A 22,917-nucleotide genomic window follows, 5' to 3' on the forward strand; every position below is an offset into this window, starting at 1 on the left:
TCGGTCGCGGCTTTTCGCGACAATTTGATCGTCCTATGAATACACCACCCGTTTTTATCTTTGTCGGACATTCGAATTCCGGCAAAACCACCTTCGTTGAAAAATTGATCCCGGAACTTTCGCGTCGCGGCTTGCGCGTGGCAACGATGAAGCACGCCCACCATTCGGTTTCGCTCGATACGGAAGGCAAGGACAGTTGGCGCTACAAGCAGGCCGGTGCCACCATGAGCATGCTGGTGACGAAATCGGCGGTTCAGGTGGTCGCCGACGCGGTAGATCGGCGTGAGCCTCAAGTTCTCGCAGGCCGTTTTCTCGGTGAGGCCGACCTGGTGCTCGCCGAAGGTTTTTCCTTTGCGCAAGGGCCGAAAATAGAGGTTCTGCGCCGTGCCTGCGACAAGCCGCCGCGGTGCTCGCTTGCCGATGGTGTGGTCGCGCTGGTGACTGATTGCGACGACGTCTATCCCGAACTTCCCCGCTTCATACTGGATGACGTGGTCGGCGTCGCCGATTTTCTCATCGACCGGATGCGCGGATGATCGCGGATTGCTCGGCCTTGATTCTGGCCGGGGGGCTGTCTACCCGGATGGGCGTCGACAAGACCTCGCTGGAATTCGAGGGGCAAACCTTGCTGCAACGCGCGATCGACAGAATGCGCGATATCTTTCCGGAAGTGATCGTCAGCGTTCGCGCGCACCGGAATGATGTCGATTTGCCTCAAGTTGTCGACGAGACCGTCGGCGGCGGTCCCGTGGCAGGGATGTGTTCGGGGCTGGCTGCGAGCCGAACGCCATGGCTATTTGCCATCGCCGCGGACATGCCTTATGCCGATCAGGCCACCATCATCCGCTTGGCGCAATACCGGAGCGACGACTTTCAGGCGATCATTCCTGTCGTGAATGGCCATCCACAGCCTTTGTTCGGTTTCTACAGAACGGAAGCTTTGCCGATATTTCGCTCAGTGTTGGCCGGAAATGGAAAGCGCAGTCTCCGGAGTGCTCTGTCGCAGTTGCAGGTGCATTGGGTTGACGAGGCGCTTCTGCGACCTGGCGACCCTGAGTTGCGCAGTTTTACGGATCTCGATACGCCCGCCGATCTTGACCTGATCCGAAAAGACTGACGGGGATCAACAATGAAAAACGGCCCGACGCATTAGCGCCGGGCCGCTTGAAAATGCGATCAGGCGAGAATCAGTCGGCCACTACGACCAGCACCTTGTCGCCGTAGGCATCGGTAACGCTTTCCTTGATCTTGAGCAGTTCGCTCCAGCGGCGGAAGGCGGCGATGAACACGATCGTGATGAGGACCATCAGGACGACCGACATCGTTGCGAGCAGGATCAGCCCCTTCGGCAGGAAGTTGGTCGTGACGTTGAGATAGCCAGCCCACATGACGGTCGGCCAAACCAGCAAGCCAGGAATGGCCGTCGTCCAGGCGTAGCGCACCTTGCCCAGACGGATCAGCATGGTCGTGCCGACGATCAGCGCACAGGAAGCCAGCAACTGGTTGGCCATGCCGAAGAGCGGCCAGATCGTGGCGATGTCACCGGTATAGACGAGGTAGCCCCAGGAACCGGTGAAGAGCGCGCTGGTGATGACGACACCCGGCGTCCAGGAGTTGTCGGAGAAGGGCTTGTAAACCCGGCCCAGCATTTCCTGAAGCAGGTAACGGCCAACCCGTGTGCCGGCATCGACGGCGGTCAGGATGAACACGGCCTCGAACATGATGGCAAAGTGGTACCAGTAGGCCATCATTCCCTTCATGAACGGCACGGAGGAGAAGATGTAGGCCATGCCGACGGCCAGCGAAACGGCACCGCCCGGACGACCTTGCACTTGTTCGCCGACTTGAGCGGCCAGGTCCGGCAGATTTACCGGAGCGATGCCGAGCTTGGCGAACGCGGCCGGGGCGGCGTTGATGGCGAAGTAGTCCGCCGGGACCAGCACGCAGGCGGCAATCAGCGCCATGATGGCGACGAAGCCTTCGGTCAGCATGGCGCCGTAACCGACGAAGAGGATGTCCTTTTCGTTGGCAATCATCTTCGGCGTCGTGCCCGAGCCGATGATGGCGTGGAAGCCGGAGAGCGCTCCGCAGGCAATCGTGATGAAGAGGAACGGGAACACTGCACCAGGAATGACCGGGCCACCGCCGAAGACGTGCGAGGTAATCGCCGGCATTTGCAGATCCGGATTGACGAAAACAATGCCGAGCGCCAGGGCAGCGATCGTGCCGATCTTCAGATAGGTGGACAGGTAGTCACGCGGAACCAGCAGGAACCAGACCGGCAGTACGGAAGCGAAGAAACCGTAAACCGGGATGATCACCGACAATTCCTTCTTGGAGAAGGTCAGCATCTGGGCCAGGGTGGGGTTGGCAGCGACGTACGGACCGGCCCACAGGGAGACCAGCAGGAGAACGACGCCGATGATGCTCATGCCCTTGATGTCGCCGGGACGGACTTTTTGCATGTAGATGCCCATGATCATCGCGATCGGGATCGTTGCAAAGACCGTGAACGTACCCCACGGGCTGTTGAACATCGCGTTGACGACAGCAATCGACAGGCCGGCCAGTGTCAGGATCAGGATGAAAAGAATCGAAATCGAGGCCACTTTTCCTGCCGATTTTCCGATTTCTGTTTCGGCGATCACCGACAGGCTCTTGCCCTTGTGACGAACCGAGGCGAACAGGACGACCATGTCATGGACGGCGCCGGCCATCACACAACCGATCAGAATCCACAGCGCGCCCGGAAGATAGCCGAATTGGGCGGCCAGAACCGGCCCAAGCAGCGGTCCCGCGGCTGCGATCGCGGCGAAGTGGTGCCCGAACAGAACGTACTTATTCGTTTTGACGTAGTCGTGACCGTCGTTGATCGTGACGGCCGGTGTGTCGCGCCCTTCGTCCAGTTTCATGACCTTGTTGGCAAGAAACAGACCGTAGAGGCGGTAGGCGATGGCAAAAACGCATGCCGACACAAAGATCAGTGTTAATGAACTCATCAGAATCCCCCAGATTGATTGAAAAGCCTCGCGTGTTCGGAAGACCCGGCCCCTGATGCCAATGATCGACCCAACATGCCGGTATCAGTCTAGTCTTTTTTGATTTTGGGGAAAGCAAAAAATGCCGAGAGGTTTTACAGGGGGCTGAACGGACGAAATCCGGGGCTGAGTGGCGCCGCCTAGCTGAGAAGAAGTTGCGATTTGATATCGCGAAGGTGGCGGCGACTGACGGGAATGCGCTTTCCGGTATGAGTTACAGCTTCGGCCGAACCATTGTCGAGCAGTTCGATTTCCCTGATCTTTTCGAGATTGACGAGATATTGACGATGGCAGCGCACCAGCGCCGTACGTTCCTGCAGCAGTTTCAGCGTCAGTTCCGTGACGCCAGAACGATCGTGGCTGCTGACATGGATGCCGGACTGGTCGGTGTGAACAAATTCGACATCATCGAGGGGGATCAGGAATATCTTGTTTCGGGTGGTACATGGAATTTGGGTGAGCCGACTGACGCTGGCAGGGAGCGTCATCGCTTTCGGTTGCGCGTCTGAGCGCAGCCAGTCGAGTGTCTTGTTAAGCCGTTCCTGTTCGATGGGCTTGAGCAGATAGTCGGTCGCGTGTTCCTCGAATGCCTTCAACGCGTGTTCATCGAATGCGGTGACGAAAACGATGCGTGGCAGTGCCGACGGGTCGATCATGCCGACCATTTCCAGCCCGCTGATGCGCGGCATCTGTATATCGAGAAAGACAACGTCCGGACGCAAACGATGAATCGCCGCCAGCCCCTCGATGGCATTGGCGCATTCTCCAACCACTTCGATATCGGAAGCCGACGCCAGCAGTGCCTTCAGTTCCTCGCGTGATGGCGTTTCGTCGTCGATGATGAGTGCGCTTAGCATGGAACCGGCTCCATCACCATCGGAAGCGAGATCGTGACGCGCGTGCTGTGTTCCGGCACGCAGTGGACGCTGACGCCGAAATTGGTGCCGTAGCGGATCTTGATACGTCGATCGACGAGGTTCATGCCCATGCCGTCGCCGTCGGGTGTCGGCTGGTAGAGCCCCGCGCTGTCTTCGATGTGAATGGCCAGCACATTGTCGATCTGTTCCGCGCTGATCCGGATGCGACCGGGTTCGATCAACTGCGATATGCCGTATTTGATGGCATTTTCGACGATCGGTTGAAGGGTGAAGGGCGGGAGCCGGGTCGGCATCAACTCGTCCGGTACGGCGATGTCGACATTGAGTTTGCCGGCAAATCGCGCCAGTTCGATCTGGAGATAGGCGTCTACGTGCTCGAGTTCGTCTTTCAGGGTGGCGTCGCTCGATGCGCGCTTCAGACTCTTGCGGAAAAATATCGAGAGATGGAGCACGATCTGCCGTGCCGCCTCGGCATCGCGGCGGATCACCGCGGCCAGCGTATTGAGGGCGTTAAAGAGAAAATGCGGGTTGATCTGCGCTTGCAACAGTTTGATTTCAGACTGGGCGAGAAGCCGCTTTTGTTCCTCGATCGTGCCGGCAAGCAACTGATTCGATAACAAGCGGGCGATACCTTCGCCCAGCGTCCGATTCAAGGTCGAGAAAAGCTTGCGCTTGGGTTCGTAGAGTTTGATCGTCCCGAATACGCGATTCCCTTCGCCGCGTAACGGAATGACCAGGCAGGAGCCGAGCTTGCAATCCTTGGAGACCGAACAGTTGTAGGGCACAGCGGCGCCGTCGGCGTAGACGACCTCGTTATTGGCGATCGCCCAGAAGGTGTGAGGAGACGCGATTGGAGAACCTGGCAGATGGTGATCCGCGCCAACGCCAACGAAACCCAGTAATTTCTCGCAGTCGGTAATGGCGACTGCGCCGACACCGGTTTCCTCTTGAATGATTTTGGCCATGCGCATGCAGTTCTCTTCGTTGAATCCCTGCATCAACACGCCGACCGAGCGCTCGGCGATTCTCAGCGCCTTTGCCGAAAACGCGATCGAATATCTTTCCAGCGTCTCCCGACGATCGAGAATCAGCCGCATGAACAGGGCGGCGCCGAAGGAATTGGTCAAGACCATTGGCGCGGCGATATGCGCAACGAGTCGTGCGGCCTGGTCGTAGGGGCGTGCCATCGCCAGAATGATGAGCATTTGGGCCGATTCGGCGATCAGCGTCGTGATGAGCACGCTCATCGGGTGCAGGAGACGGTCGGCGCGGTGCCGGCGAAGCAGGTACAGATGCAGGCACCCGCCGATGAGTCCCTCGACGGTTGTCGAAACGGCACATGACGACGCGGTAAACCCCCCTAGAGAATAGCGATGCAGGCCACCGGTCAGTCCGACGGCGATGCCGACCCATGGTCCCCCGAGGATGCCACCGAGAACAGCGCCGATGGCGCGTGTATTGGCGATGGCGCCTTCAATCTGGTAACCCAGGTAGGTTCCCATGATGCAGAACGCCGAAAACACTGTATAGCAGACGAGTTTTCCCGGTAGGCGCACGTTGACTTGAACGAGCGGGGAAAAAATTGGTGTCTTGCTGAGCAGGTAGGCGATCACCAGATACACGCACATCTGCTGCATCAAGCCGCCGATGAGCGCGATGTGATTGATTTCATCGAGCATTTTGCGTGGTGTCCGGGTTTTCGTCTTGTCTGAAAGGGTGCAGTGTAGTAAAATTGCGACTCTGGGTCGACCCGGCTGTTTTGCCGGGTTTTTTTATTTGTCGTGCGTCGCCTGATTTCTGGCATTCTATTTTAGCCGGGGCTTGATCCGGCATATAAATTTGGTCTGCGTATGCGCGGAAGATGGGGGGAGAATGGACGCGAGCATTCTGAAGTACTTGAAGGCGAATGGCGAACAACTCGATGCTGATATTTCCAAGGCACTCAGTATTCCGATGGCGCAGTTGCAGCCATTAGTCGAGCGCTTGTCGGCATCGGGCGAGGTGATTTGCTGCAAGGTAACGCGCTTTATCGACGGCAAGAAGATCGAAGGAACCAGTTGCCGCCTTTCCTGCGATCTGCCTGCGCCGGCGCGTGGACGGAAACCGGGCGGAGCAAAGAAGGAGCTGGATCTGGACCGGATTCCGGAGCAATAGACTGCCGTCGATGCAGCGCTAGACGTGAATCACCCAATGACAACGCCACCCACGGGTGGCGTTGTCGCATCGCTAGTACCGCAGTTTATTGTGCAGGCGTAGGCGCTTGGATCGATGACACTGCCGGCGACGTTGCTTCAGCCTTGTGCGGCGCATGGGGTTGCCAACCCAGCGAGAAAAAGAGGACAGTGAAGCCGATCACATAGGCGACGGTGACGTGCCAACCCTGGCGCAACCAGTTGCCGACCGAGCGGGCTTCCGGGTACATGCTCGACAGGGCGACGCCAGCGGAAGACCCGAACCAGATCATCGAACCGCCGAAACCGACAGCATAAGCAAGCATGCCCCAGTCGTACCCTCCTTGCTTGAGGGCGAGTGCCGTCAAGGGGATGTTGTCGAAGACCGCCGAAATGAATCCAAGGCTGAGCGCCACGAGCGCCGACGCTGGAGGCAACTCTTCAACCGGCATCATCGAGGCGCAGGTCACCAGCGACAGCAGGAAGACGGAGCCCTTGAAGGTGTCGGGCATGACCTCCCAATCGGGACGGCGCACGGGGATGGAGATCAGGATGGCAATCCATACGGCGACACCGATGAACGGGAATAGATCGGCCAAGTGGTTGAACTTCACGTTGATGATCACGTTGGCGACGATGGCGAAAATCAGGATCATCGCTACGATGCCGACGCGTGCCTTGTCAACCTTAGTGTGTTCGTGCGCGCCATGGATCATCGGCGAATAGGCATGCTGTTGCTTCGCCCCAAAATAGGCCGTGATGCACAAGGCCACGCCGGCCGCTGCATAGGCATGGAAAACATCGAGCGGACTGACGCCGTCGATCCACATCATTGTCGTTGTCGTATCACCGACGACGGAGCCGGATCCGCCGGCATTCGATGCTGCCACGATGGCGGCCAGGAATCCGACATGGACTTTTGACTTGAACAATTGGTGGGCCATCGCACCGCCGATCAAGGCCGCCGCAATGTTGTCAAGGAAGCTGGAAAGCACAAAGACCATGACCAGTAAAACGAACCCGCCCTTCCAGTCGCGCGGCAGGTATTTTGGTAGGATCACCGGGACATGGCTCTTTTCGAAATGCCGCGAAAGCAGCGCAAAGCCCATCAGCAGACAGAAGAGGTTGGCCAGGATGACCCATTCGTGGCCAAAATGGCCAACAAGTCCAGCAAACCCGTCTCCCGCCTTAAATCCGGTAAAAATCAGCTTGTACAGTGTGATCGTGACCATGCCGGTCAGACCGACATAGAGCGTGTGGTTGTGAAACAGCGCAACGCCCAAGAGCGTCAGGGCGAAAAGGATGAAATCGAGCGGAATCGAACCTACAGTGATTAATTGACCGGCGTATGCCGGGGGAGTCATCAGAGAAAGTAGCAACAACAACTGTGTTGCGCGTCGAAACAGGCAGTACATCAATATCTCCCTTGAATGATGGAACTGGAATAGAGCGATTTTTGTGCCAATCCGTTATTGTAGCGAAGCTGACAATACAAATGCATTATGCCGCATCAAATCCAGATAGGTCGCGGCGGGACCGTTGGACTTTGAAAGCGAGTCCGGGTACAAAACGCCGCCGGGTCTTGCGCCCGATTCCTTCTGAATGCGTTCCAGCAAGCGGGTATCGGAAATATTTTCGACAAAGATGGCCGGAGCCTTCTCTTTTTTAAGCTGGCGGATAATCCGGGCGACATTGGCCGCGGAAGGATCAGCGCTGGAATTGATACCCACCGCGGCAATGAACGCGATGCCGTAGGCGCGGCTAAAGTAGCCAAAGGCATCGTGCGAGGTGACAACGCGACGCCGCTCCGACGGAATCGCGCCGAGCGTGGTTCGAATCCAGACGTCGAGTTCGGCGATGCGACGTCGATAACGCTCTGCATTTGCCTGGTAGTCTGCTTTTCCCTCCGGGTCGACCTGAATCAAGGCGCGTTCGATATTTTCTACGTATCTGAGCGCATTGCCGGCATCCAGCCATGCGTGCGGATCGACATCATGGGCCTGGTGCCCATGCTCGTGGCCGGGAACGGACACGAGTTCGAGCGTTTTGACGCCGGAACTTGCCACGATGACCGATCCGCTGAAGCCGGAGGACTTGACGAGACGGTCGATCCAGCCTTCGAATCCCAATCCATTGACGATCACGAGGCGCGCTTGCTTCAGGCGTTTTCCGTCTGAAGGCGTCGGTTGATACACATGAGCATCGCTATTTTCGCCGACCAGTGCGTGCACCGCTACGCGCTGGCCACCGATCTGGCGGGTCATGTCGGCAAGAATGCTGAAACTCGCTACGACAGGGATGGGTTCCGACGACAAAGCGGGGAAAGGCAGCGTCAAGATCAACAAAGCAAGCCACAAGGAACGTAAGGTGTGCATGACTATTCAGTGGGAAAAATGCCAGCGCGGGCGGATGCGACTGACGATGGGGCCATACGGTCCGATCACCATCGAGAGAAGGTAGATCGCGCCGAGTGAAAGAACGATGGTCGGCCCCGCGGGCAGATCAAAGTGATACGAGATGAGCAAACCCGCGGCTGATCCGAGAACGGCGATCAGGACGCCGACCAGGAGCAGGGGGACGATGCTTTCGACCCAGAAACGCGACGTTGCCGCCGGCAGCACCATAATTCCGACGGCCATCAAGGTTCCGAGGGCATGAAAGCCGCCGATAAGATTGAGCACCACCAGCAGCATGAAACCGTAATGGACGACCGGCGCCAGGCGACTGATGCGCATGAGGTGCGAGGGGTCGTAGCATTCGAGAACAAGGACGCGCAGTCCAATGGCCAGCATGACAATCGATATCGACGCGAATGTGGCGAGCAGTAGCAGGGCATCGTCATCGAGTGCCAATACGCTTCCGAACAGGACATGCAACAGATCGATGTTGCTTCCTCGTAGCGAGATCATCAGCACCCCGGCGGACAGGGAAATCAGGTAAAAGGTGGCGAGACTGGTGTCTTCCTTGATGACCGAGTGGCGGGCGACGCCGCCGGCCAGGAGGGCGATCGCGATGCCGGCGAGCAATCCGCCAAGGGTCATCATCGGCAGTGAAAGCCCGGCGATGAGGTAACCGACCGCAGCACCCGGAAGTATCGCGTGGGAGATGGCGTCGCCAGCAAGACTCATACGCCGTAGCATGAGAAAAACACCGATGGGCGTCGCGCCAAAAGAGAGCGCCAGACAACCGGCCAATGCTCGACGCATGAAACCAAATTCGATGAATGGCGAAATGAGCGGGAGATCGGCCAGGCTTTCAATCGACATCAACGGCCTCCGCTTTCGTGTTCGCCGGGATTGGTGTGGTGGCAGACCGTCGCATCATCCACATGGCTGCCGACTTCCGACCGTCGCTGGGCTTCTGCCAGATTGGCTGCGGTCAAGGTGCTTCGCGTTTCGCCGCGGGCGATCATTTCCCGCGCAAGAATCATTACTTCTGGATACTCTTCGCGAACGTGTTCGAAATCGTGCAGGACGCTGACCACCGTCCGTCCCTCTGTATTCCATTGGCGAACGAGTGTGGCGAGATCGCGGACCGTATTGGCATCGATGGCGCTATAAGGTTCGTCGAGCAAGACGAGCGCGGCATCCTGAAGCATGAGCCTTGCAAAGCGGGCACGCTGCAGTTGTCCGCCGGACAGTTGCCCGATCAGACTGCGTTCGCGCCCGCTGAGTCCGACGGCGCTGATCGCCTGGTCGATGCGCTGCTTTGCTTTCGTATCGAATCGCCGAAAAGCACCGAATTCGGCCCAAAGTCCCATTGCAACGAAGTCGCGTACGGTGACCGGGAAGCTCGAATCTACCGAGGACTGTTGTGCCAAATAGGCAATGCTTCTACGTTCCACCCCCGACAGCGCAATGCTTCCTTGCATCGCCGTCAGTTCGCCGACGATACCTTTGAGGAGGGTGGATTTTCCCGCACCATTGGGGCCGACAACAGCCAAAAGACTGCCGCTTGCGATTTCTCCGCTCAAGTGGTGAACCGCCGGATGACGGTGATAACCCAGCGTGAGGTTCTCGAAGCGCACGATTGGGCGCTGCGTCGTCATGCCATCGCCCAAATAACGCTCATCCATAGAATGCCAAGGGCAACACAACTGATAGCGAGGCGCGTCAATGCGCCAGCGCAGATGGCCTGAAAAATCTCCGATTGTGCCGTGCGAAGGGGAGTGAGATGCGGTGAATGCGCGACTTCTTCTTTCATGCTGTTGTTCTTTTCCGTTCAGTGCCGGGTTGCCGTTGGGCCGGTCTGGAATTGTCGTTGATATCGTTCAAGGCTGTTTAGCGATCCGCAGACATAGAGGACGTCGTTTGCCTGGATGCGGAAGCTGTCGTCGAATTCGATCAGTACCGTTTGAGAACGTTCCACAGCAACGATTTTTGTGCCTGTCTGTTCGAGCGTTTCGTTGTGCCATGGATGAGAGCCGACCAGTGTCCCCGGGTTTTGGCGGCTGAACTTGATTCGGCTTTCGACCGGAATAATCTGCTCGTCAAGAAGATGGTACGCCAGGATTTGTCCGGCCACTTGCCCCTGTGATATCGCGAAATCGGCACCGGCCTTGTAGATCCTGGCCGTGTTCGGTGTCCGATTGACGCGGACGATCAACGGAACCTCCGGCGCCTGGTCGCGCACGACCGCCGTTGCGAATACGGCTTCGCTGTCATCGGCCAGTGCCAGTACGATGGCGCTTGCGTTGGCCACTCCCGCGCGTGCCAGCGTGGCATTGTCGAGTACGTTGCCGACAACGTCGACACCGGGACCCGGCAGAAGGTCGATGACGACGCAATTTTCTCCGGCGTCATGAAGCATCTCGATCACCTTGCGACCGACAGCACCGAATCCGGCAAGAACGATGGGGCCGTCACGCCGTATCGGCATGGCCATTCGCCCGACCTTCTCCAGTTGTAGCGGCGGGCCGACGACGACAAGAATCGCGCCGGAGTCAATCAATGTTTCAGGCCCCTTGGTCGTCGTGAAGGAGCCTTCACGCCACTGTCCAATGACGGAGACGCCATACTCTTCCCGCAGGCGCAAATCGCCGAGTCGCCGGCCGGCCAGTTCGCTACCGTTGCGAACGCGAAATTCGGCAAGCCCGACTTGAGTTCCCAGCAGATGCATGCCTTCGGCCGGTGGACTGATCCGGGTGCTTGCTCGTGAAGCCATGGCAGCGCCCAACACATGGGCTGGCGTAAACACGTCGGTGGCGCCAATCTGAATCATCGGTGGGCGGTAAATCGGTTCATCGGCCAACGCGTAGATCGGTCCTGAAAAACCGTGCTCGCGAACAATCATCGTACACGTCGCATTCGCATGGTCGCCAGCGTTGGTCACCACAGCTCGTGCTTCCTTTACCCGTGCGAGTGCGCCGGGATCGTCGGCGAGCTTGCCGAAAACCACGTTGTATTTGCGGTCGCGCAGATTCCGCGCGAGTTCCAGGTCTTCCTCGAAAATCACGAAACGGCTGCCGGACCGCTTGAATTCCTCAAGTAGCGATTCGATTGCCGGCCCGTAACGGTAGAAGAGCACAGTGTCCGCCATTGGCGGAAGTTCGTGCTGCATTCGGACTTCGAATTTTTCTTCGAAATAGGGCAGGACCAGCACCGGAAAGATCAAGAAAATCAGGAACTGGCCGATAAAGGGGGTGACGATCACAAACGACGCCATAACGGGATGTTCCCAATGGTTGTCGTGACCGTAGCCAGTGTTGGTGATGGATTCTGATGCCCATTGAATGCCTTCCAGCAGCGTTCGCGGGGTTCCCTCAAGATGCGTCATGCCAAGCATGTACAGAGTGCCGAGGGTCAATACCGCGGTCGGCAGGATGGTCAGCAAAGTTAGAAGACGGCGTGTGGCAGGTTTGATCTTGAATGGCATTTGGGTCGTTCCGGCGGAGCCAATGACAGGAGTATCGCCTTCGTCCGAGTCTCGGTCAATGCAGGCCTTGGCACTGACCGGCCAGGGCTGGGGAATACGGAAAACACTGCTAGAATAGTCGGAGAACGGCGCGATTATCGGATATGTGGCGCTGTCTCAGCCAACAAATTGTCTGGAGAGTCCTTGGAAAAACGTCGCTATCCTCGCTATCAATTGGTTGCTCCACTCGTTGGTGTAGTCGAGCAGAATGGCGGTCGGTATTCAGGCAGCGTCCTGAATATATCGTTGGGTGGATTCTATCTTCATTTGCCGCGATTGCCGGCTGACAGCCTCAAAATTCATGGCGTTGATGACTACGGCGAGTTTCATTATGCCGGGCGCACGGTTTCCGGTTTCGGTTCTATTGTTCGCATCGAAAAATTCGCTGGTAGCGTGGGCATCGGGTTTTGCTGGGATAACGAAGGGATGGACGCCAAAAGCGAGCAACTGCTGCAGGATTCGATTCGCGAGCAGGAGACTCGCCGTGCCTTCGCCGAGGTCTCAGTCAGCGGTAATACCATTGTCTTGCAAGGCCATGCTTCGTCGGCGCTTTCGAGTGATGTGTTCGCTATGCTGCGAAATATCGGCGCCAGTCACGCGAAGTTGTCGCTTGCCGAATGCGTATCGATCGATTCGAGCGGGATTGAATTGCTGATGGCGCTTCGCGATCGTGGCATTGTCATCATTGACGTTAACCCGGGTATTGAGCCTGTGCTGAAACGGTTCCAGCTGCTTGATGTGCAAAAAGATGACGGCGCGTGACGAATCATGGATGCGGGAAGCGCTGGCTTTGGCGCGTTCGGCACAAGCGATCGGCGAAGTTCCTGTGGGTGCAATCGTCGTTTATGAAGGTGAAATTGTTGGCGTCGGCCTAAACTCACCGATCGGAGGAAGAGATCCGACTGCCCACGCCGAGATTGTTGCCCTGCGCGACGCGGCGCGTCGTCTGGACAACTATCGTCTGCCGGGGTGCGAGTTGTTCGTCACGCTTGAACCCTGTGCGATGTGTGCCGGTGCCATCATGCACGCACGGATCGCGCGCGTCGTCTATGGGGCCCGTGATCCAAAAACGGGAGTTCATGGCAGCGTCATCGATTTGTTCGCGCTCAACCAATTGAATCATCATACCGATGTCGTTGGCGGCGTGTTGGCTGACGAATGCAGCCAGTTACTTTCAAGTTTCTTTGCCGAGCGTCGTGCCAAACGCGAGCCGACTGCATGAAGATTCGCGTTTCCCTTTCGGCGCAACGCCTGTTCTTGTTCGATGACGACGGAAGTCTCTTGGGCGAGTGGCCGGTGTCGACCGCGTTGCGCGGGGCAGGGGAACAAAGGAACAGTCAGCGCACGCCGCGCGGCCGACATGTAATCCGCGCCAAGATCGGCGCAGGACAACCGAAAAACACTGTGTTCGTGGCACGCCGGCCTACCGGTGAGGTTTTCGATACATTACTCGCGGCGACACATCCTCAGCGCGACTGGATCCTGACCCGCATCCTTTGGCTTTCGGGTTGCGAGCCGGGGCGCAATCGCCTTGGCGACGTCGATACGATGCGTCGGTATATCTACATTCACGGCACATCCGATGGCGACAAGCTGGGGCAACCGGCATCGCATGGCTGCATTCGCATGAGCAATGCCGATATCATTGACCTTTTCGATCGCGTACCAGTTTATACGCCGGTCAACATCGACGAAGACTGAATATCTTCGCGCAGATGCCCGAGCTTGCGGGCCTGCGGACCGAACTGCCGCTCCTCGAACACAATTCGGCCAGAGTGATGGACGCACAAGACCGTGCTGGCGCGCGTGCCGTAATCGGGCGATCGGACAAATATTGCCGACAGGAGACGCTCCCAGTGGGGCGGCACGCCTGTGCTGGGCAGATGCTGGTCGGGGACGATTTCGTCATCGGCTAGCAGATCGAAGAAAGCACTCGTTTCCGGTAGTTCGGCGAGCGCCTTGCCGAAAGCTTTCTTTGCCACGGTTAACTTTGGCCAGGGCGTGTCGAGCACGTGGTTCGATAAGCCGTAAATACCTGCTTCAAGAAACCGAGGCACGACTTGGCCCGGGGCGCGGTTGCTCAAATAAGCCAATCGCTTTCCATCGCCCAACAGCAGATTGAACCCATTGAATGCTGTTGCACGCACACCGATGTGGGTCAGATATTCGTCGAGCCCAAGGCTACCGGTCAGGAAATCAGCCGTTAGCATTCCGCGAGATGGCGCGTCAGGGTCGGGCCGCCGGGATTCACGAAAGTTCGTGAGTGCGGCGAAGCGGCCGTGTCGGGAGATGCCGAGCCAAGTTCCGCCGGCTTCAAGGTCGCGGCCCGCGAATACCTCAGGCGCATCCGACCAGAATTGTGCACTTGCCGACGGGCGTGCGAAAAATTCATCCCGATTGGCAGCAACGATCAGCGGGTAGTCCGGATGTGCCTGCCAGGCAAGGAGAATAAGACACACCGGAAGAACTACGCTTGAACGGGTTCGATACCGAGGACCGTCACACCAGGAATGACAATGCGGACACCTTCGGATTCGACCTCGTTTTCCTTGATCACGGCCAGAGCAACGAATCCGCCAACGGGCGAAGGGGCCACGCTGGCGATTGTGCCGCAAGAGGATTCCGGGCTGCTCTCATGGAAAATGCTGCTGCCGGCACCGACCTCAGCGTCAATCTTGAGGCGATACAGATGGCGCTTGATCTTGCCGAGGTAGTGGGTGCGTGCGACGACTTCCTGCCCGGGATAACAGCCTTTCCTGAAGCTGACCGCACCGATCTTGTCAAAATTGACCATTTGCGGCACGAACTCTTCCTTGGTGGCAGCGGTGACAAAGACGATGCCAGCCTCGATGTCGAGCCATTGCCAGACCGGCACGCCCGCTGGCTGTGCATGGGTTTTCAAAGCGTCGAAGATGGCCGGAAGGCCGGCGACCGGCGCAACGACGAGGAAACGCTCCTGAGCGAGTCGGATGACGGATCCGGCCGCGCCGGAACTGGTTTCCATGACGCCATCGGGAACGGTCAGACCAAGGGAAGTCAATGCGTCCATGGCGTGCGGACCGGCAATACCGATAGCGCCTTCGGAACCGGAGAGATCGGTCAATTTGACTCTTGAGCGCAGGACAAAAACCTGCAAGCGTTTCTGGGTGGCATCCAGAATATCCTTGGCCAGCAGGGCCTTGTAACCGACGCCCTGCCGGAACAGGATGAAGCTCGCCTGCATTCGGCCCTTATGCGTGCACCAGGACGAATACTGGGCGGAGGTTTCGGTGAGATGATTGACGTCGCTGGTCAGTTGGTTGTGTAGAAACGATGTCGCATCCTCGCCGGAGCAGCCGAGCAGCGCCAGATGGGTCAGCGGCGTCATGACCGTCCCGTTGTTCGCTGTGGCAAATTCGCTCGCCGGGTTACCGAAGTCGGTTACCACGCCGTCATTGTCGATACGCGCGCCCTGAGCGCTGAGGAAGGCTTGCCAGTTGGTCATCGTCGTGTTTTCCATCGTGATGGTTATGCCTGTGTTGTCGGTGTTTCGACTCCGTGCGCGACAATCGGTTCAGGCGAAACGGCTTTCGGATATTATATCGCCTCACTTGACTCGGCAGCCCATGCACACAGAGGGCGCTCAATGCTGAAAATTCTAAAAATCCTGATCTCGCTTGGCATTGCCGTCGCATTGTCCGTTCTTGGCGTCCTCTATTGGAAGGTGTCCTCGCCGCTCGCCATGACGGGGGAACGCGTTGAATTCCATGTGGCCTCCGGCAGCAGCTTGCGCAGTGCCGCCCGGGAGATTCATGCCGCAGGAATTGGCGTCGAGCCTTGGCTGTTCGTCATGCTGGGGCGAGTCTTGCGGGTCGAAACTTCGATCAAGGCCGGAAGTTACGAGATCAATCGCGGGATCAGTGCGCTGGATTTGCTCCGCAAGCTGACCAAGGGCGATGTCACCCTGACGGATATCACCTTTATCGAGGGCTGGACCTTTCGGCAAATGCGCGAAAGGATCGATGCACATCCGGATCTCCGACACGATACGCGCGGCCTGTCCGATGCCGAAGTCATGCGTCTGGTCGGCGCGCCGTCGGGAGGCGCCGAGGGCGCGTTTTTCCCCGATACCTACCTGTTTTCCAAACAAGGTCGCGACGTCGAGGTGCTGGCCCGCGCCTATCGCACCATGCAGCGCCACCTCGCCCGCGAATGGGATGCGCGGGCACCTGGATTGCCTTACGCGGATATGAATCAAGCCCTGATCATGGCGTCCATCATCGAAAAAGAAACGGGGCGAGAACAGGATCGGCCGATGATTGCAGCGGTGTTCGTTAACCGACTGCGCCAGGGAATGTTGCTGCAGACGGATCCGACGGTGATATACGGAATGGGGGAGCGCTTTGACGGTAATTTGCGGCGGCGCGACCTGCAGACCGATACACCGTACAATACTTATTTACGAGTCGGGCTGCCGCCGACGCCGATCGCCATGCCGGGCCTGGCTTCCCTGCGTGCGGCATTGCACCCGGCGCAGAGTTCGGCCTTGTATTTCGTCGCGCGCGGCGACGGAACGAGTCAGTTTTCAAAAACGCTGGACGAACATAATCAGGCGGTAAACCGCTATCAGAGGGCAGGCAGATGAGCCGTACGGAGCAACACCGGGGCAAGTTCATTACATTCGAAGGCATCGACGGAGCCGGAAAAAGCACCCATATTTCCGCTGTTGCGGACTTGATCCGTCACCAGGGTAAAGGCGTTGTCTGCACACGCGAGCCGGGCGGCACGCCGCTTGGAGAGAAGCTGCGTGAGTTGCTGCTGAATGAGCCGATGCATCTTGAAACCGAGGCATTGTTGATGTTTGCTGCGCGGCGCGAGCATCTGGCGCTGGTCATCGAACCGGCGCTGGCGCGTGGCGACTGGGTTGTATCCGATCGATTCAGCGACGCGACTTACGCCTATCAAGGCGGCGGACGCGGACTCGACAAAGCAAAATTTGCTGCGCTCGAGCAGTGGGTGCATGGCCATCTGCAACCCGATCTGACCTTTCTTTTTGATCTGCCACCGAGCGTTGCCGAACAACGCATCCAGACGCAAGGGCGGACGCTTGACCGATTCGAACTTGAGAAACGGGATTTTCATCGTCGCGTACGGGAGGCGTATCTTGAACGGGCAGCGGCGCATCCGCAGAGAATCGTCGTCATTAATGCCGATCAATCGGTTCTTTATATTAAGAACATGGTTGAAAAAAATGTTTTATCTATCTGTTTATGAATGTTATTGACCTCCATGCAGAGGTATGGGGCGGTTTGAATGCCCGCCGCCAGCGTTTGCCGCACGCATTGTTGCTGACAGGCCAACGCGGCATCGGAAAGTTCGATCTGGCTCATCGATTCGCGGCGTCCTTGCTTTGCGAACAGCCAACGAGCACGCACGAGGCCTGCGGTGTTTGCGCTGCCTGCGGATGGATGTCGCAAGGCAATCATCCGGATTTTCGTCTGGTTCAACCCGATGCCCTGTCGGAAGAGCCTCAGGAAGAGAGCGAGAGCACGTCGAAGAAAAAGCCGAGCCAACAGATCACGATCGACCAGGTGCGCGCCTTGGAAGATTTTCTGCACGTGGGGACGCACCGGCGTGGCGCTCGGGTCGTTTTGGTCCATCCGGCGGAAGCCATGAATCGTTCCGCGGCCAATGCCTTGCTGAAGTCTCTGGAGGAGCCGATTCAGGATACGGTCTTCGTTTTGGTTTCAAGCGAACCGGATCGGCTGCTGCCGACCATCCGGAGCCGCTGCCAAGTGATGCCGGTGGCCCGGCCGGATGCTGCGCGCGCGCGCGACTGGCTGACGAATGCGGGCGTAGACGATGCTGAGCGTTGGTTGGCGCTGGCCGGCGGTGCGCCACTGTTGGCCGCCGAATTGGGATCGAGCGATGAGCGCGGATTGCTTGACGCGCTGATTACGGAACTTTCGCGGGGAAAACAACTGGACTCCCTCTCCGCCGCGGCAGTACTTGACAAGATAGTCAAAGGCGAAGGACGTCCCGTTCCGCTCAAGAATTTGCTTGAGTGGTCGCAGAAGTGGCTTCTGGATTTGGCGCTGATCTGCCACGGAGAGGCTCCGCGTTACTTTATCCGGCAGACGGAATTGCTGAAGAAGCTCGCCAACGCAACAAACTCGCGCAATGTGCAGGCATTCCATCGAAAAACGCTAAAATACCGACTTTATTGCGAACAGCCGTTGAATAGTCGGCTGTTTCTGGAAGAGTTTTTCATGAATTACGCTGCTGTCTTCCAATTGTCCCGAAATGCAAAAGGCTGAATCTCCTGCCGATACGTCGCCGCGTTCAGCTGTGCTGTCGCTCAACATCAATTCCAAGTCGGCGTTGTACGCGGCCTATATGCCAATGCTCAAGAACGGCGGGATTTTCATTCCGACCACGCGCGCCTATAACGTTGGTGACGAGGTCAGCATGCTCCTGACCCTGATGGATGACCCGTCAAAACTCGCCTTGGTGGGATCCGTTGCCTGGGTGACGCCCGCGGGCGCCCAGAACAGCAAAGCGCAGGGCATTGGCGTGCATTTCCGGAATGATCCCAATGGAATCGAAGCGCGAAAGAAGATTGAGGGATTGCTCGGCGGCGTGCTGAATTCGTCGCGACCGACCCACACGATGTGATGCTGCCGATGCTTGTCGATTCCCACTGTCATCTGGATTTTCCTGAACTGGTCGCCCACATCGAGGATGTGCGGGGACTGATGCAGCGCAACGGTGTCATTGGCGCCATCTGCATCGGTGTCACCCTCGACGATTTGCCCCGTGTCCTTGCGTTATCCGAAAGCTTCCCGGAGATTGTCGTGACGGTTGGCGTACATCCAGAACATACCGGAGATCCCGAACCTGGCGTCAAGGATCTCGTTGCGCTGGCGCAGGCGCCGCAGATCGTCGGCATCGGAGAGACGGGGCTTGATTACTATTGGCACAAGGATCGGCCCGAGTGGCAGCGCGATCGCTTCCGTACGCATATTCGCGCGGCGCGGGAACTCGGGAAACCGCTGGTCATCCACAACCGCGATGCGACCGAGGATCTCCTTCGCGTGATGGTCGAAGAGAAGGCGGGAGAAGCGGGAGGCGTTCTGCACTGTTTCACCGAATCCTGGGACGTTGCGCAACAAGTGCTTGACCTGGGTTTCTCCATCTCCATTTCCGGTATCGTTACTTTCAAGAACGCTGCTCAAGTCAAGGATGTCGCTCGCCAGGTGCCGCTGGACCGGTTGTTGATCGAAACTGATGCTCCGTATCTGGCGCCGACCCCATTTCGGGGAAAACTCAATCAGCCCGGGTACGTCAGGTACGTCGCCGAAGAAATCGCCCGATTGCGCAATATTCCCTTTGAAGAAGTAGCGCAAGCGACCACCGAAAATTGTTTCCGTATTTTTCCTTATGCCAGAACGAGAATGATGTGATGAGATCCGCCGTATTTACTTTGATCGTGGCCTTTATTTCCTGCCTGTTTTCCACGAGCGCATGGGCCGGAGCGTATGAGGACATGGAGAGCGCAATCAAACTGCGGGACGCGCAAGCTGTCATCAAGTTGCTGGACCGGGGCATGGACGTCAATACGGTTAACCGCGAGGGTGACACGCTGTTGATCCAAGCAGTGCGCAACGATATGCCGGATCTGATCGATGCCTTGCTGCAACGGCGGGCGCGACTGAATTTCCGTAACCGCAATGGCGAAACGGCGCTGAGCATCGCCGCATTTACCGGCAACATGACTTATGTGCAGCGAATCGTCGAGTCGGGCGCCGAAGTCAATTTCTTTGGCTGGCCGCCGATCACCTACGCCGCATTCAATAATCATCCGGCGATTGTCGAGTACCTCGTCAAGAAAGGTGCCGAAGTCAATGCCAAGACAGAGAATGGTTCGACGGCACTTTATCTTGCGGCGCGCAATGGCTATACGGAAGTGGTGAAGGTGCTGCTTCGCTTCAACGCTGATCCGACGATTGCCAATCAATACGGCGAGACTGCTGTGGACGCGGCAATGAAAGGCAATTTCGACGAAATTCTCCAAATGCTGCGAGATGAGGGCGGACGTTCCGGAAGGAGCTTCACCCTCGACCTCTCCAAATAGGCGGCACCCCTATTTGGAGCGAGACGGACCGAGCGGCACGATCCGGAGCTTTCCGGCGGCGATCGCCTTGCTGATCAAGCGGTAGAGGTCTGGGTCGAAGCGTCGTACCGGGGGATTTTCCAGAAGTTCGTTCAGTTCGTGTTCGCGCTGGACGACCCCCAGATGGCGCCAGCGATCGATAACGTGAAAATCCTCTCGCATGCCGAACTCGTCGCGCTCGATGAGGGCAACGGGGCCGTCAAAGGGCCATTCGACAATCTTGTAGCGCGCCAAAGCCGACATCAGGCGGGCGCTATGCAAGGAGACGTCCTCTTTGCCAACACAGGTTCCACGGCACGTCCGCTGCTTGAATCCGACGCAAGGCTCTCCGATGCCGGTCGTGCCAATGCCGCAGTACGCGTGGCAGAGATTGTTGGCTTCAACGACTTTGCGCAGGGCTGTCAGGGCTTCCCGTCGTGAGGCATATAAACCGAACAAGTTCGGCGTGGAAGCAAAATCGAACTCTTCCGCCAGGACGAGTTCCGGCAGGTAGACGTGCTCTTCCTGACGTCGCAATTGCCAGGAACACAGTTCATCAAGGCGTGCGTGTGTCGCTGCCGAGAGATCGAATTCCCCGATGCGTGCGCCGAATTCCCCGGCCGATTCCCGCCACGCGATGCGCCAGGTATCTCTGACGAGACGTGTGTCACGACTGGCGGGCTGAAAATGCGAAAGCGCCTGTTGCCGGATATTGCTGGCACGTTTGATTTTCAGCCGTTCCCCCTCTTTGCCGAGCAACGCATAGGCGCCATGGCTCTCCGGCAAGTCATCGATGATGCTTGGATCAAGTTGCGGCGGCAGTTGGGGGCGTCCAACGATTGCTTCGACCGCGTTCTGAATCATCGCCTCATCCTTGAGCGCATGCCAGCGTTGCCAGAGGTCCCAAAGCACACGCGCATCCGCCAGCGCCCGATGCCGCGCGTCGACTGAAATCCCGAAACGGGCGACCAAAGTCTCCAGACTGTGGCGGTGATGTTCAGGAAAGAGCTTGCGTGACAGTTTCACCGTGCATAGGGCATTCGCGCGAAAAGAGATGCCGAGACGCAGGAACTCGCGCTTGAGGAAGCTGTAGTCGAATCGGGCATTATGGGCGACGAACAATTTCCCGCTCAGCTTTTCGAGAACCTCCTGCGCCAGGTCGGAGAAGACCGGAGCAGACTTGACCATGGCGGCGTCAATACCTGTCAGCTGCGTAATGAATGGCGGAATGCCTGTCTCTGGATTGACCAGAGAACTCCACTCCCGGACACCGTCTTGATCGACTTCGACGATGCCGATTTCGAGAATTCGATCGTTGGCGAAGTTGGCACCGGTCGTCTCAAGGTCAACAAAAACGAGGGGGTCCCGGATGAAAGAAAAATCCATGAAATGTCGGGGGGGCTGAATGAGGCGCCACTATGCCACGTTTTGAAGTCAAAAAAACGGCCGCAACTCCCACGGGAGTGCGGCCATTGCCAAAAATTTCCGGTTTACTTCACGCCAAACAGCAGGTTCGGCAACCACAGCGAAAGCTGCGGAATATAGGACACCAGGAATAGCACGATGATATTGCCGACGAGAAACGGGAAGATGGCCTTGATCACCGGCCACAAGGGTTCCTTGGCAATATTGGCGCAGACGAACAGGCAGACGCCGACGGGTGGGGTGGTCAATCCGATCATCAGGTTCAGCACGGCAAAGGTCGCGAAGTGCACCGGATCAATGCCGACGCCGGTGGCAACCGCCATCAGCGTTGGGAAAAGGATGATCAAGGCAGCGATCGTCTCCATGAACATCCCGACGATCAGCAGCAGGATGTTGATCAGCAGGATGATCATTGTCCGGTCGTTGGTGATCGACAGCATTGTCGTCGCAATCGTTTGCGGAATTTGCTCCGCCGCCATGATCCAGCCGAATACGTTGGCGATGCCGACAAGCGCGAGCAACGCCGCCGACGTGATGGCGCTGTCGATGACGATCTTGGGAACCTGTCGAATCGTGATGCCTTTGTAGAAAAAGACACCGACGATGAAAGCGTAAACGCAGGCGAGCAACGCAGTCTCGGTCGGGGTGACGATGCCACTCAGCAGACCACCGACGATCAGCGCAGTCAGCATCAGCGCCCAAAAGGCTCCGAGGAACGAGTCCCACAACTCCTTCCATCCCTTCCACGGACGGCGCGGATAGTTGTTTTTTACGGCAAGGATATAGCAGACAAGCATCATGCCAAGACCGAGCAGAATGCCAGGGATGGCGCCGGCCATGAACATCCGACCGACCGACACGCCCGTCAACGCGCCGACGATGATCATCGGAACGCTTGGTGGAATGATCGGACCGACAGTCGATGCAGCAGCAGTGATCGCGGCGGCAAATTCGATCGGGTAACCTTCCTTTTTCATGCCGGGAATCATGACGGCGCCAATCGAAGCAGCTTCCGCAACGGCGGTGCCTGAGATACCTGCAAACAGCATTGAACCGGCAACATTGGTCAGGCCGAGGCCGCCGCGAATCCAACCGACGCCCGCGCTGGCAAAGCGAATGATGCGGTCGGTGATACCACCACCGTTCATCAGGTTCCCCGCCATGATAAAGCCGGGGATGCAAAGAAGAACGAAGGAGTCGACACCGGCGTAGATCTTCTGTGCAAACACAACAAGCGGGATGTCGGCATGGAACAGCAGATAGGCCGCCGACGATACGCCGAGGCAAATGGCCACCGGAACGCCGATGACCAGGCAGATGATGAAAGTCGTGAAAAGAATGAAAACGCCCATATTCGTCCT

The 22,917-nt window shown here is 57.7% G+C and carries 25 protein-coding genes; 12 read left to right on the forward strand and 13 right to left on the reverse strand.

The genetic code is table 11. The features are described from left to right. The first annotated feature begins 35 nt into the window (after window positions 1–35). Together mobB and mobA are read left to right on the forward strand one after the other, a co-directional pair. On the forward strand, window positions 36–536 hold the full coding sequence (gene mobB / locus BLR25_RS08885) for a molybdopterin-guanine dinucleotide biosynthesis protein B (RefSeq protein WP_091936705.1): 501 nt from the start codon (window positions 36–38) through the stop codon (window positions 534–536). Continuing rightward, entirely contained in the window at window positions 533–1,117 is a 585-nt protein-coding gene (gene mobA / locus BLR25_RS08890) for a molybdenum cofactor guanylyltransferase (protein ID WP_091936707.1), read from the forward strand. Before mobB ends, mobA begins: the two co-directional genes overlap by 4 nt. A gap of 70 nt (window positions 1,118–1,187) precedes the next feature. Here the strand turns inward: mobA and BLR25_RS08895 are convergent, their stop codons facing one another. The 3 genes from BLR25_RS08895 to BLR25_RS08905 all read right to left on the reverse strand — a co-directional run bounded on the left by BLR25_RS08895 (window position 1,188) and on the right by BLR25_RS08905 (window position 5,595). Next, window positions 1,188–2,999 carry a carbon starvation CstA family protein gene (locus BLR25_RS08895; protein WP_091936709.1) on the reverse strand — a complete coding sequence of 604 codons (1,812 nt, stop codon included), beginning with the start codon at window positions 2,997–2,999 and terminating at the stop codon, window positions 1,188–1,190. A 179-nt stretch (window positions 3,000–3,178) separates the two neighbouring features. Next, on the reverse strand, window positions 3,179–3,895 hold the full coding sequence (gene btsR / locus BLR25_RS08900; protein WP_091936711.1) for a two-component system response regulator BtsR: 717 nt from the start codon (window positions 3,893–3,895) through the stop codon (window positions 3,179–3,181). Beyond that, window positions 3,889–5,595, reverse strand: coding sequence for a sensor histidine kinase (locus BLR25_RS08905; protein WP_091936713.1), 1,707 nt, complete (start codon window positions 5,593–5,595; stop codon window positions 3,889–3,891). The genes btsR and BLR25_RS08905 overlap by 7 nt, the downstream gene beginning before the upstream one ends. Before the next feature lie 193 nt (window positions 5,596–5,788). Between BLR25_RS08905 and BLR25_RS08910 the strand changes: the two genes are divergently transcribed. Further along, window positions 5,789–6,070 (forward strand): hypothetical protein, encoded by a 282-nt coding sequence (locus tag BLR25_RS08910; protein WP_091936715.1) that lies wholly within the window; start codon window positions 5,789–5,791, stop codon window positions 6,068–6,070. An 85-nt stretch (window positions 6,071–6,155) separates the two neighbouring features. Here BLR25_RS08910 and BLR25_RS08915 read toward each other — a convergent pair whose 3' ends face one another. The 6 genes from BLR25_RS08915 to BLR25_RS08935 are packed head-to-tail and all read right to left on the reverse strand — an operon-like array spanning window position 6,156 to window position 11,919. Then, the gene (locus tag BLR25_RS08915; RefSeq protein ID WP_245715509.1) at window positions 6,156–7,502 is read right to left on the reverse strand and encodes a citrate transporter; all 1,347 of its coding nucleotides are present in this window, start codon (window positions 7,500–7,502) and stop codon (window positions 6,156–6,158) included. Between the two features lie 54 nt (window positions 7,503–7,556). Then, on the reverse strand, window positions 7,557–8,462 hold the full coding sequence (locus BLR25_RS08920; protein ID WP_176785815.1) for a metal ABC transporter substrate-binding protein: 906 nt from the start codon (window positions 8,460–8,462) through the stop codon (window positions 7,557–7,559). Window positions 8,463–8,468: 6 nt separating this feature from the next. Then, window positions 8,469–9,353 carry a metal ABC transporter permease gene (locus tag BLR25_RS08925; RefSeq protein WP_091936722.1) on the reverse strand — a complete coding sequence of 295 codons (885 nt, stop codon included), beginning with the start codon at window positions 9,351–9,353 and terminating at the stop codon, window positions 8,469–8,471. Beyond that, on the reverse strand, window positions 9,353–10,162 hold the full coding sequence (locus BLR25_RS08930; protein WP_245715510.1) for a metal ABC transporter ATP-binding protein: 810 nt from the start codon (window positions 10,160–10,162) through the stop codon (window positions 9,353–9,355). The genes BLR25_RS08925 and BLR25_RS08930 overlap by 1 nt, the downstream gene beginning before the upstream one ends. After that, complete coding sequence (locus tag BLR25_RS21260) at window positions 10,132–10,290, reverse strand: hypothetical protein (RefSeq protein ID WP_176785816.1); 159 nt, start codon at window positions 10,288–10,290, stop codon at window positions 10,132–10,134. The genes BLR25_RS08930 and BLR25_RS21260 overlap by 31 nt, the downstream gene beginning before the upstream one ends. A gap of 18 nt (window positions 10,291–10,308) precedes the next feature. Further along, window positions 10,309–11,919, reverse strand: coding sequence for a potassium channel family protein (locus tag BLR25_RS08935; RefSeq protein ID WP_218122681.1), 1,611 nt, complete (start codon window positions 11,917–11,919; stop codon window positions 10,309–10,311). Between the two features lie 225 nt (window positions 11,920–12,144). Here BLR25_RS08935 and BLR25_RS08940 point away from each other — a divergent pair, with 225 nt between their 5' ends. The 3 genes from BLR25_RS08940 to BLR25_RS08950 are packed head-to-tail and all read left to right on the forward strand — an operon-like array spanning window position 12,145 to window position 13,701. Further along, a complete protein-coding gene (locus tag BLR25_RS08940; RefSeq protein WP_176785817.1) occupies window positions 12,145–12,762 on the forward strand; it encodes a PilZ domain-containing protein in 618 nt (205 codons plus the stop codon). A 10-nt stretch (window positions 12,763–12,772) separates the two neighbouring features. Then, window positions 12,773–13,222: a tRNA adenosine(34) deaminase TadA gene (gene tadA, locus BLR25_RS08945; protein ID WP_425438687.1), complete on the forward strand. Its 450-nt coding sequence runs from the start codon at window positions 12,773–12,775 to the stop codon at window positions 13,220–13,222. Continuing rightward, window positions 13,219–13,701: a L,D-transpeptidase gene (locus BLR25_RS08950; protein ID WP_091936730.1), complete on the forward strand. Its 483-nt coding sequence runs from the start codon at window positions 13,219–13,221 to the stop codon at window positions 13,699–13,701. Before tadA ends, BLR25_RS08950 begins: the two co-directional genes overlap by 4 nt. Here the strand turns inward: BLR25_RS08950 and BLR25_RS08955 are convergent. Together BLR25_RS08955 and ygfZ are read right to left on the reverse strand one after the other, a co-directional pair. Next, entirely contained in the window at window positions 13,671–14,459 is a 789-nt protein-coding gene (locus tag BLR25_RS08955; RefSeq protein ID WP_091936732.1) for an NRDE family protein, read from the reverse strand. The two genes, BLR25_RS08950 and BLR25_RS08955, sit on opposite strands and share 31 nt — an antisense overlap. An 8-nt stretch (window positions 14,460–14,467) precedes the next feature. Then, the gene (gene ygfZ / locus BLR25_RS08960) at window positions 14,468–15,484 is read right to left on the reverse strand and encodes a CAF17-like 4Fe-4S cluster assembly/insertion protein YgfZ (RefSeq protein ID WP_176785818.1); all 1,017 of its coding nucleotides are present in this window, start codon (window positions 15,482–15,484) and stop codon (window positions 14,468–14,470) included. 141 nt (window positions 15,485–15,625) lie between these two features. On the opposite strand from ygfZ, the gene mltG reads away from it, so the two are divergent. The 6 genes from mltG to BLR25_RS08990 are packed head-to-tail and all read left to right on the forward strand — an operon-like array spanning window position 15,626 to window position 20,113. Continuing rightward, window positions 15,626–16,624 (forward strand): endolytic transglycosylase MltG, encoded by a 999-nt coding sequence (gene mltG / locus BLR25_RS08965; protein WP_091936736.1) that lies wholly within the window; start codon window positions 15,626–15,628, stop codon window positions 16,622–16,624. Beyond that, window positions 16,621–17,253, forward strand: a complete 633-nt coding sequence (tmk, locus tag BLR25_RS08970; protein ID WP_091936738.1) for a dTMP kinase — start codon at window positions 16,621–16,623, stop codon at window positions 17,251–17,253. Before mltG ends, tmk begins: the two co-directional genes overlap by 4 nt. After that, window positions 17,250–18,296 (forward strand): DNA polymerase III subunit delta', encoded by a 1,047-nt coding sequence (gene holB / locus BLR25_RS08975; protein ID WP_091936740.1) that lies wholly within the window; start codon window positions 17,250–17,252, stop codon window positions 18,294–18,296. Before tmk ends, holB begins: the two co-directional genes overlap by 4 nt. Then, the gene (locus BLR25_RS08980; RefSeq protein ID WP_091936742.1) at window positions 18,283–18,654 is read left to right on the forward strand and encodes a PilZ domain-containing protein; all 372 of its coding nucleotides are present in this window, start codon (window positions 18,283–18,285) and stop codon (window positions 18,652–18,654) included. Before holB ends, BLR25_RS08980 begins: the two co-directional genes overlap by 14 nt. Before the next feature lie 8 nt (window positions 18,655–18,662). Continuing rightward, window positions 18,663–19,442, forward strand: coding sequence for a TatD family hydrolase (locus BLR25_RS08985; RefSeq protein WP_091936990.1), 780 nt, complete (start codon window positions 18,663–18,665; stop codon window positions 19,440–19,442). Further along, window positions 19,442–20,113 carry an ankyrin repeat domain-containing protein gene (locus tag BLR25_RS08990; protein ID WP_091936744.1) on the forward strand — a complete coding sequence of 224 codons (672 nt, stop codon included), beginning with the start codon at window positions 19,442–19,444 and terminating at the stop codon, window positions 20,111–20,113. The genes BLR25_RS08985 and BLR25_RS08990 overlap by 1 nt, the downstream gene beginning before the upstream one ends. Window positions 20,114–20,122: 9 nt before the next feature. Here the strand turns inward: BLR25_RS08990 and BLR25_RS08995 are convergent, their stop codons facing one another. Both BLR25_RS08995 and BLR25_RS09000 read right to left on the reverse strand, forming a co-directional pair. Beyond that, complete coding sequence (locus tag BLR25_RS08995; protein WP_091936747.1) at window positions 20,123–21,517, reverse strand: 3'-5' exonuclease family protein; 1,395 nt, start codon at window positions 21,515–21,517, stop codon at window positions 20,123–20,125. A gap of 104 nt (window positions 21,518–21,621) precedes the next feature. Then, the gene (locus tag BLR25_RS09000) at window positions 21,622–22,908 is read right to left on the reverse strand and encodes a TRAP transporter large permease (protein WP_091936749.1); all 1,287 of its coding nucleotides are present in this window, start codon (window positions 22,906–22,908) and stop codon (window positions 21,622–21,624) included. Between the last annotated feature and the right edge of the window lie 9 nt (window positions 22,909–22,917).

The organism is Propionivibrio dicarboxylicus, from assembly GCF_900099695.1.
GTDB lineage: Bacteria > Pseudomonadota > Gammaproteobacteria > Burkholderiales > Rhodocyclaceae > Propionivibrio > Propionivibrio dicarboxylicus.

Coding starts and splice junctions, on each gene's coding strand:
- mobB (WP_091936705.1), top strand. CDS start 36: ATGAATACACCACCCGTTTTTATCTTTGTCGGACATTCGAATTCCGGC.
- mobA (WP_091936707.1), top strand. CDS start 533: ATGATCGCGGATTGCTCGGCCTTGATTCTGGCCGGGGGGCTGTCTACC.
- BLR25_RS08895 (WP_091936709.1), bottom strand. CDS start 2,999: ATGAGTTCATTAACACTGATCTTTGTGTCGGCATGCGTTTTTGCCATC.
- btsR (WP_091936711.1), bottom strand. CDS start 3,895: ATGCTAAGCGCACTCATCATCGACGACGAAACGCCATCACGCGAGGAA.
- BLR25_RS08905 (WP_091936713.1), bottom strand. CDS start 5,595: ATGCTCGATGAAATCAATCACATCGCGCTCATCGGCGGCTTGATGCAG.
- BLR25_RS08910 (WP_091936715.1), top strand. CDS start 5,789: ATGGACGCGAGCATTCTGAAGTACTTGAAGGCGAATGGCGAACAACTC.
- BLR25_RS08915 (WP_245715509.1), bottom strand. CDS start 7,502: ATGTACTGCCTGTTTCGACGCGCAACACAGTTGTTGTTGCTACTTTCT.
- BLR25_RS08920 (WP_176785815.1), bottom strand. CDS start 8,462: ATGCACACCTTACGTTCCTTGTGGCTTGCTTTGTTGATCTTGACGCTG.
- BLR25_RS08925 (WP_091936722.1), bottom strand. CDS start 9,353: ATGTCGATTGAAAGCCTGGCCGATCTCCCGCTCATTTCGCCATTCATC.
- BLR25_RS08930 (WP_245715510.1), bottom strand. CDS start 10,162: ATGGATGAGCGTTATTTGGGCGATGGCATGACGACGCAGCGCCCAATC.
- BLR25_RS21260 (WP_176785816.1), bottom strand. CDS start 10,290: ATGAAAGAAGAAGTCGCGCATTCACCGCATCTCACTCCCCTTCGCACG.
- tadA (WP_425438687.1), top strand. CDS start 12,773: ATGCGGGAAGCGCTGGCTTTGGCGCGTTCGGCACAAGCGATCGGCGAA.
- BLR25_RS08950 (WP_091936730.1), top strand. CDS start 13,219: ATGAAGATTCGCGTTTCCCTTTCGGCGCAACGCCTGTTCTTGTTCGAT.
- ygfZ (WP_176785818.1), bottom strand. CDS start 15,484: ATGACCAACTGGCAAGCCTTCCTCAGCGCTCAGGGCGCGCGTATCGAC.
- mltG (WP_091936736.1), top strand. CDS start 15,626: ATGCTGAAAATTCTAAAAATCCTGATCTCGCTTGGCATTGCCGTCGCA.
- tmk (WP_091936738.1), top strand. CDS start 16,621: ATGAGCCGTACGGAGCAACACCGGGGCAAGTTCATTACATTCGAAGGC.
- holB (WP_091936740.1), top strand. CDS start 17,250: ATGAATGTTATTGACCTCCATGCAGAGGTATGGGGCGGTTTGAATGCC.
- BLR25_RS08980 (WP_091936742.1), top strand. CDS start 18,283: ATGCAAAAGGCTGAATCTCCTGCCGATACGTCGCCGCGTTCAGCTGTG.
- BLR25_RS08985 (WP_091936990.1), top strand. CDS start 18,663: ATGCTTGTCGATTCCCACTGTCATCTGGATTTTCCTGAACTGGTCGCC.
- BLR25_RS08990 (WP_091936744.1), top strand. CDS start 19,442: ATGAGATCCGCCGTATTTACTTTGATCGTGGCCTTTATTTCCTGCCTG.
- BLR25_RS08995 (WP_091936747.1), bottom strand. CDS start 21,517: ATGGATTTTTCTTTCATCCGGGACCCCCTCGTTTTTGTTGACCTTGAG.
- BLR25_RS09000 (WP_091936749.1), bottom strand. CDS start 22,908: ATGGGCGTTTTCATTCTTTTCACGACTTTCATCATCTGCCTGGTCATC.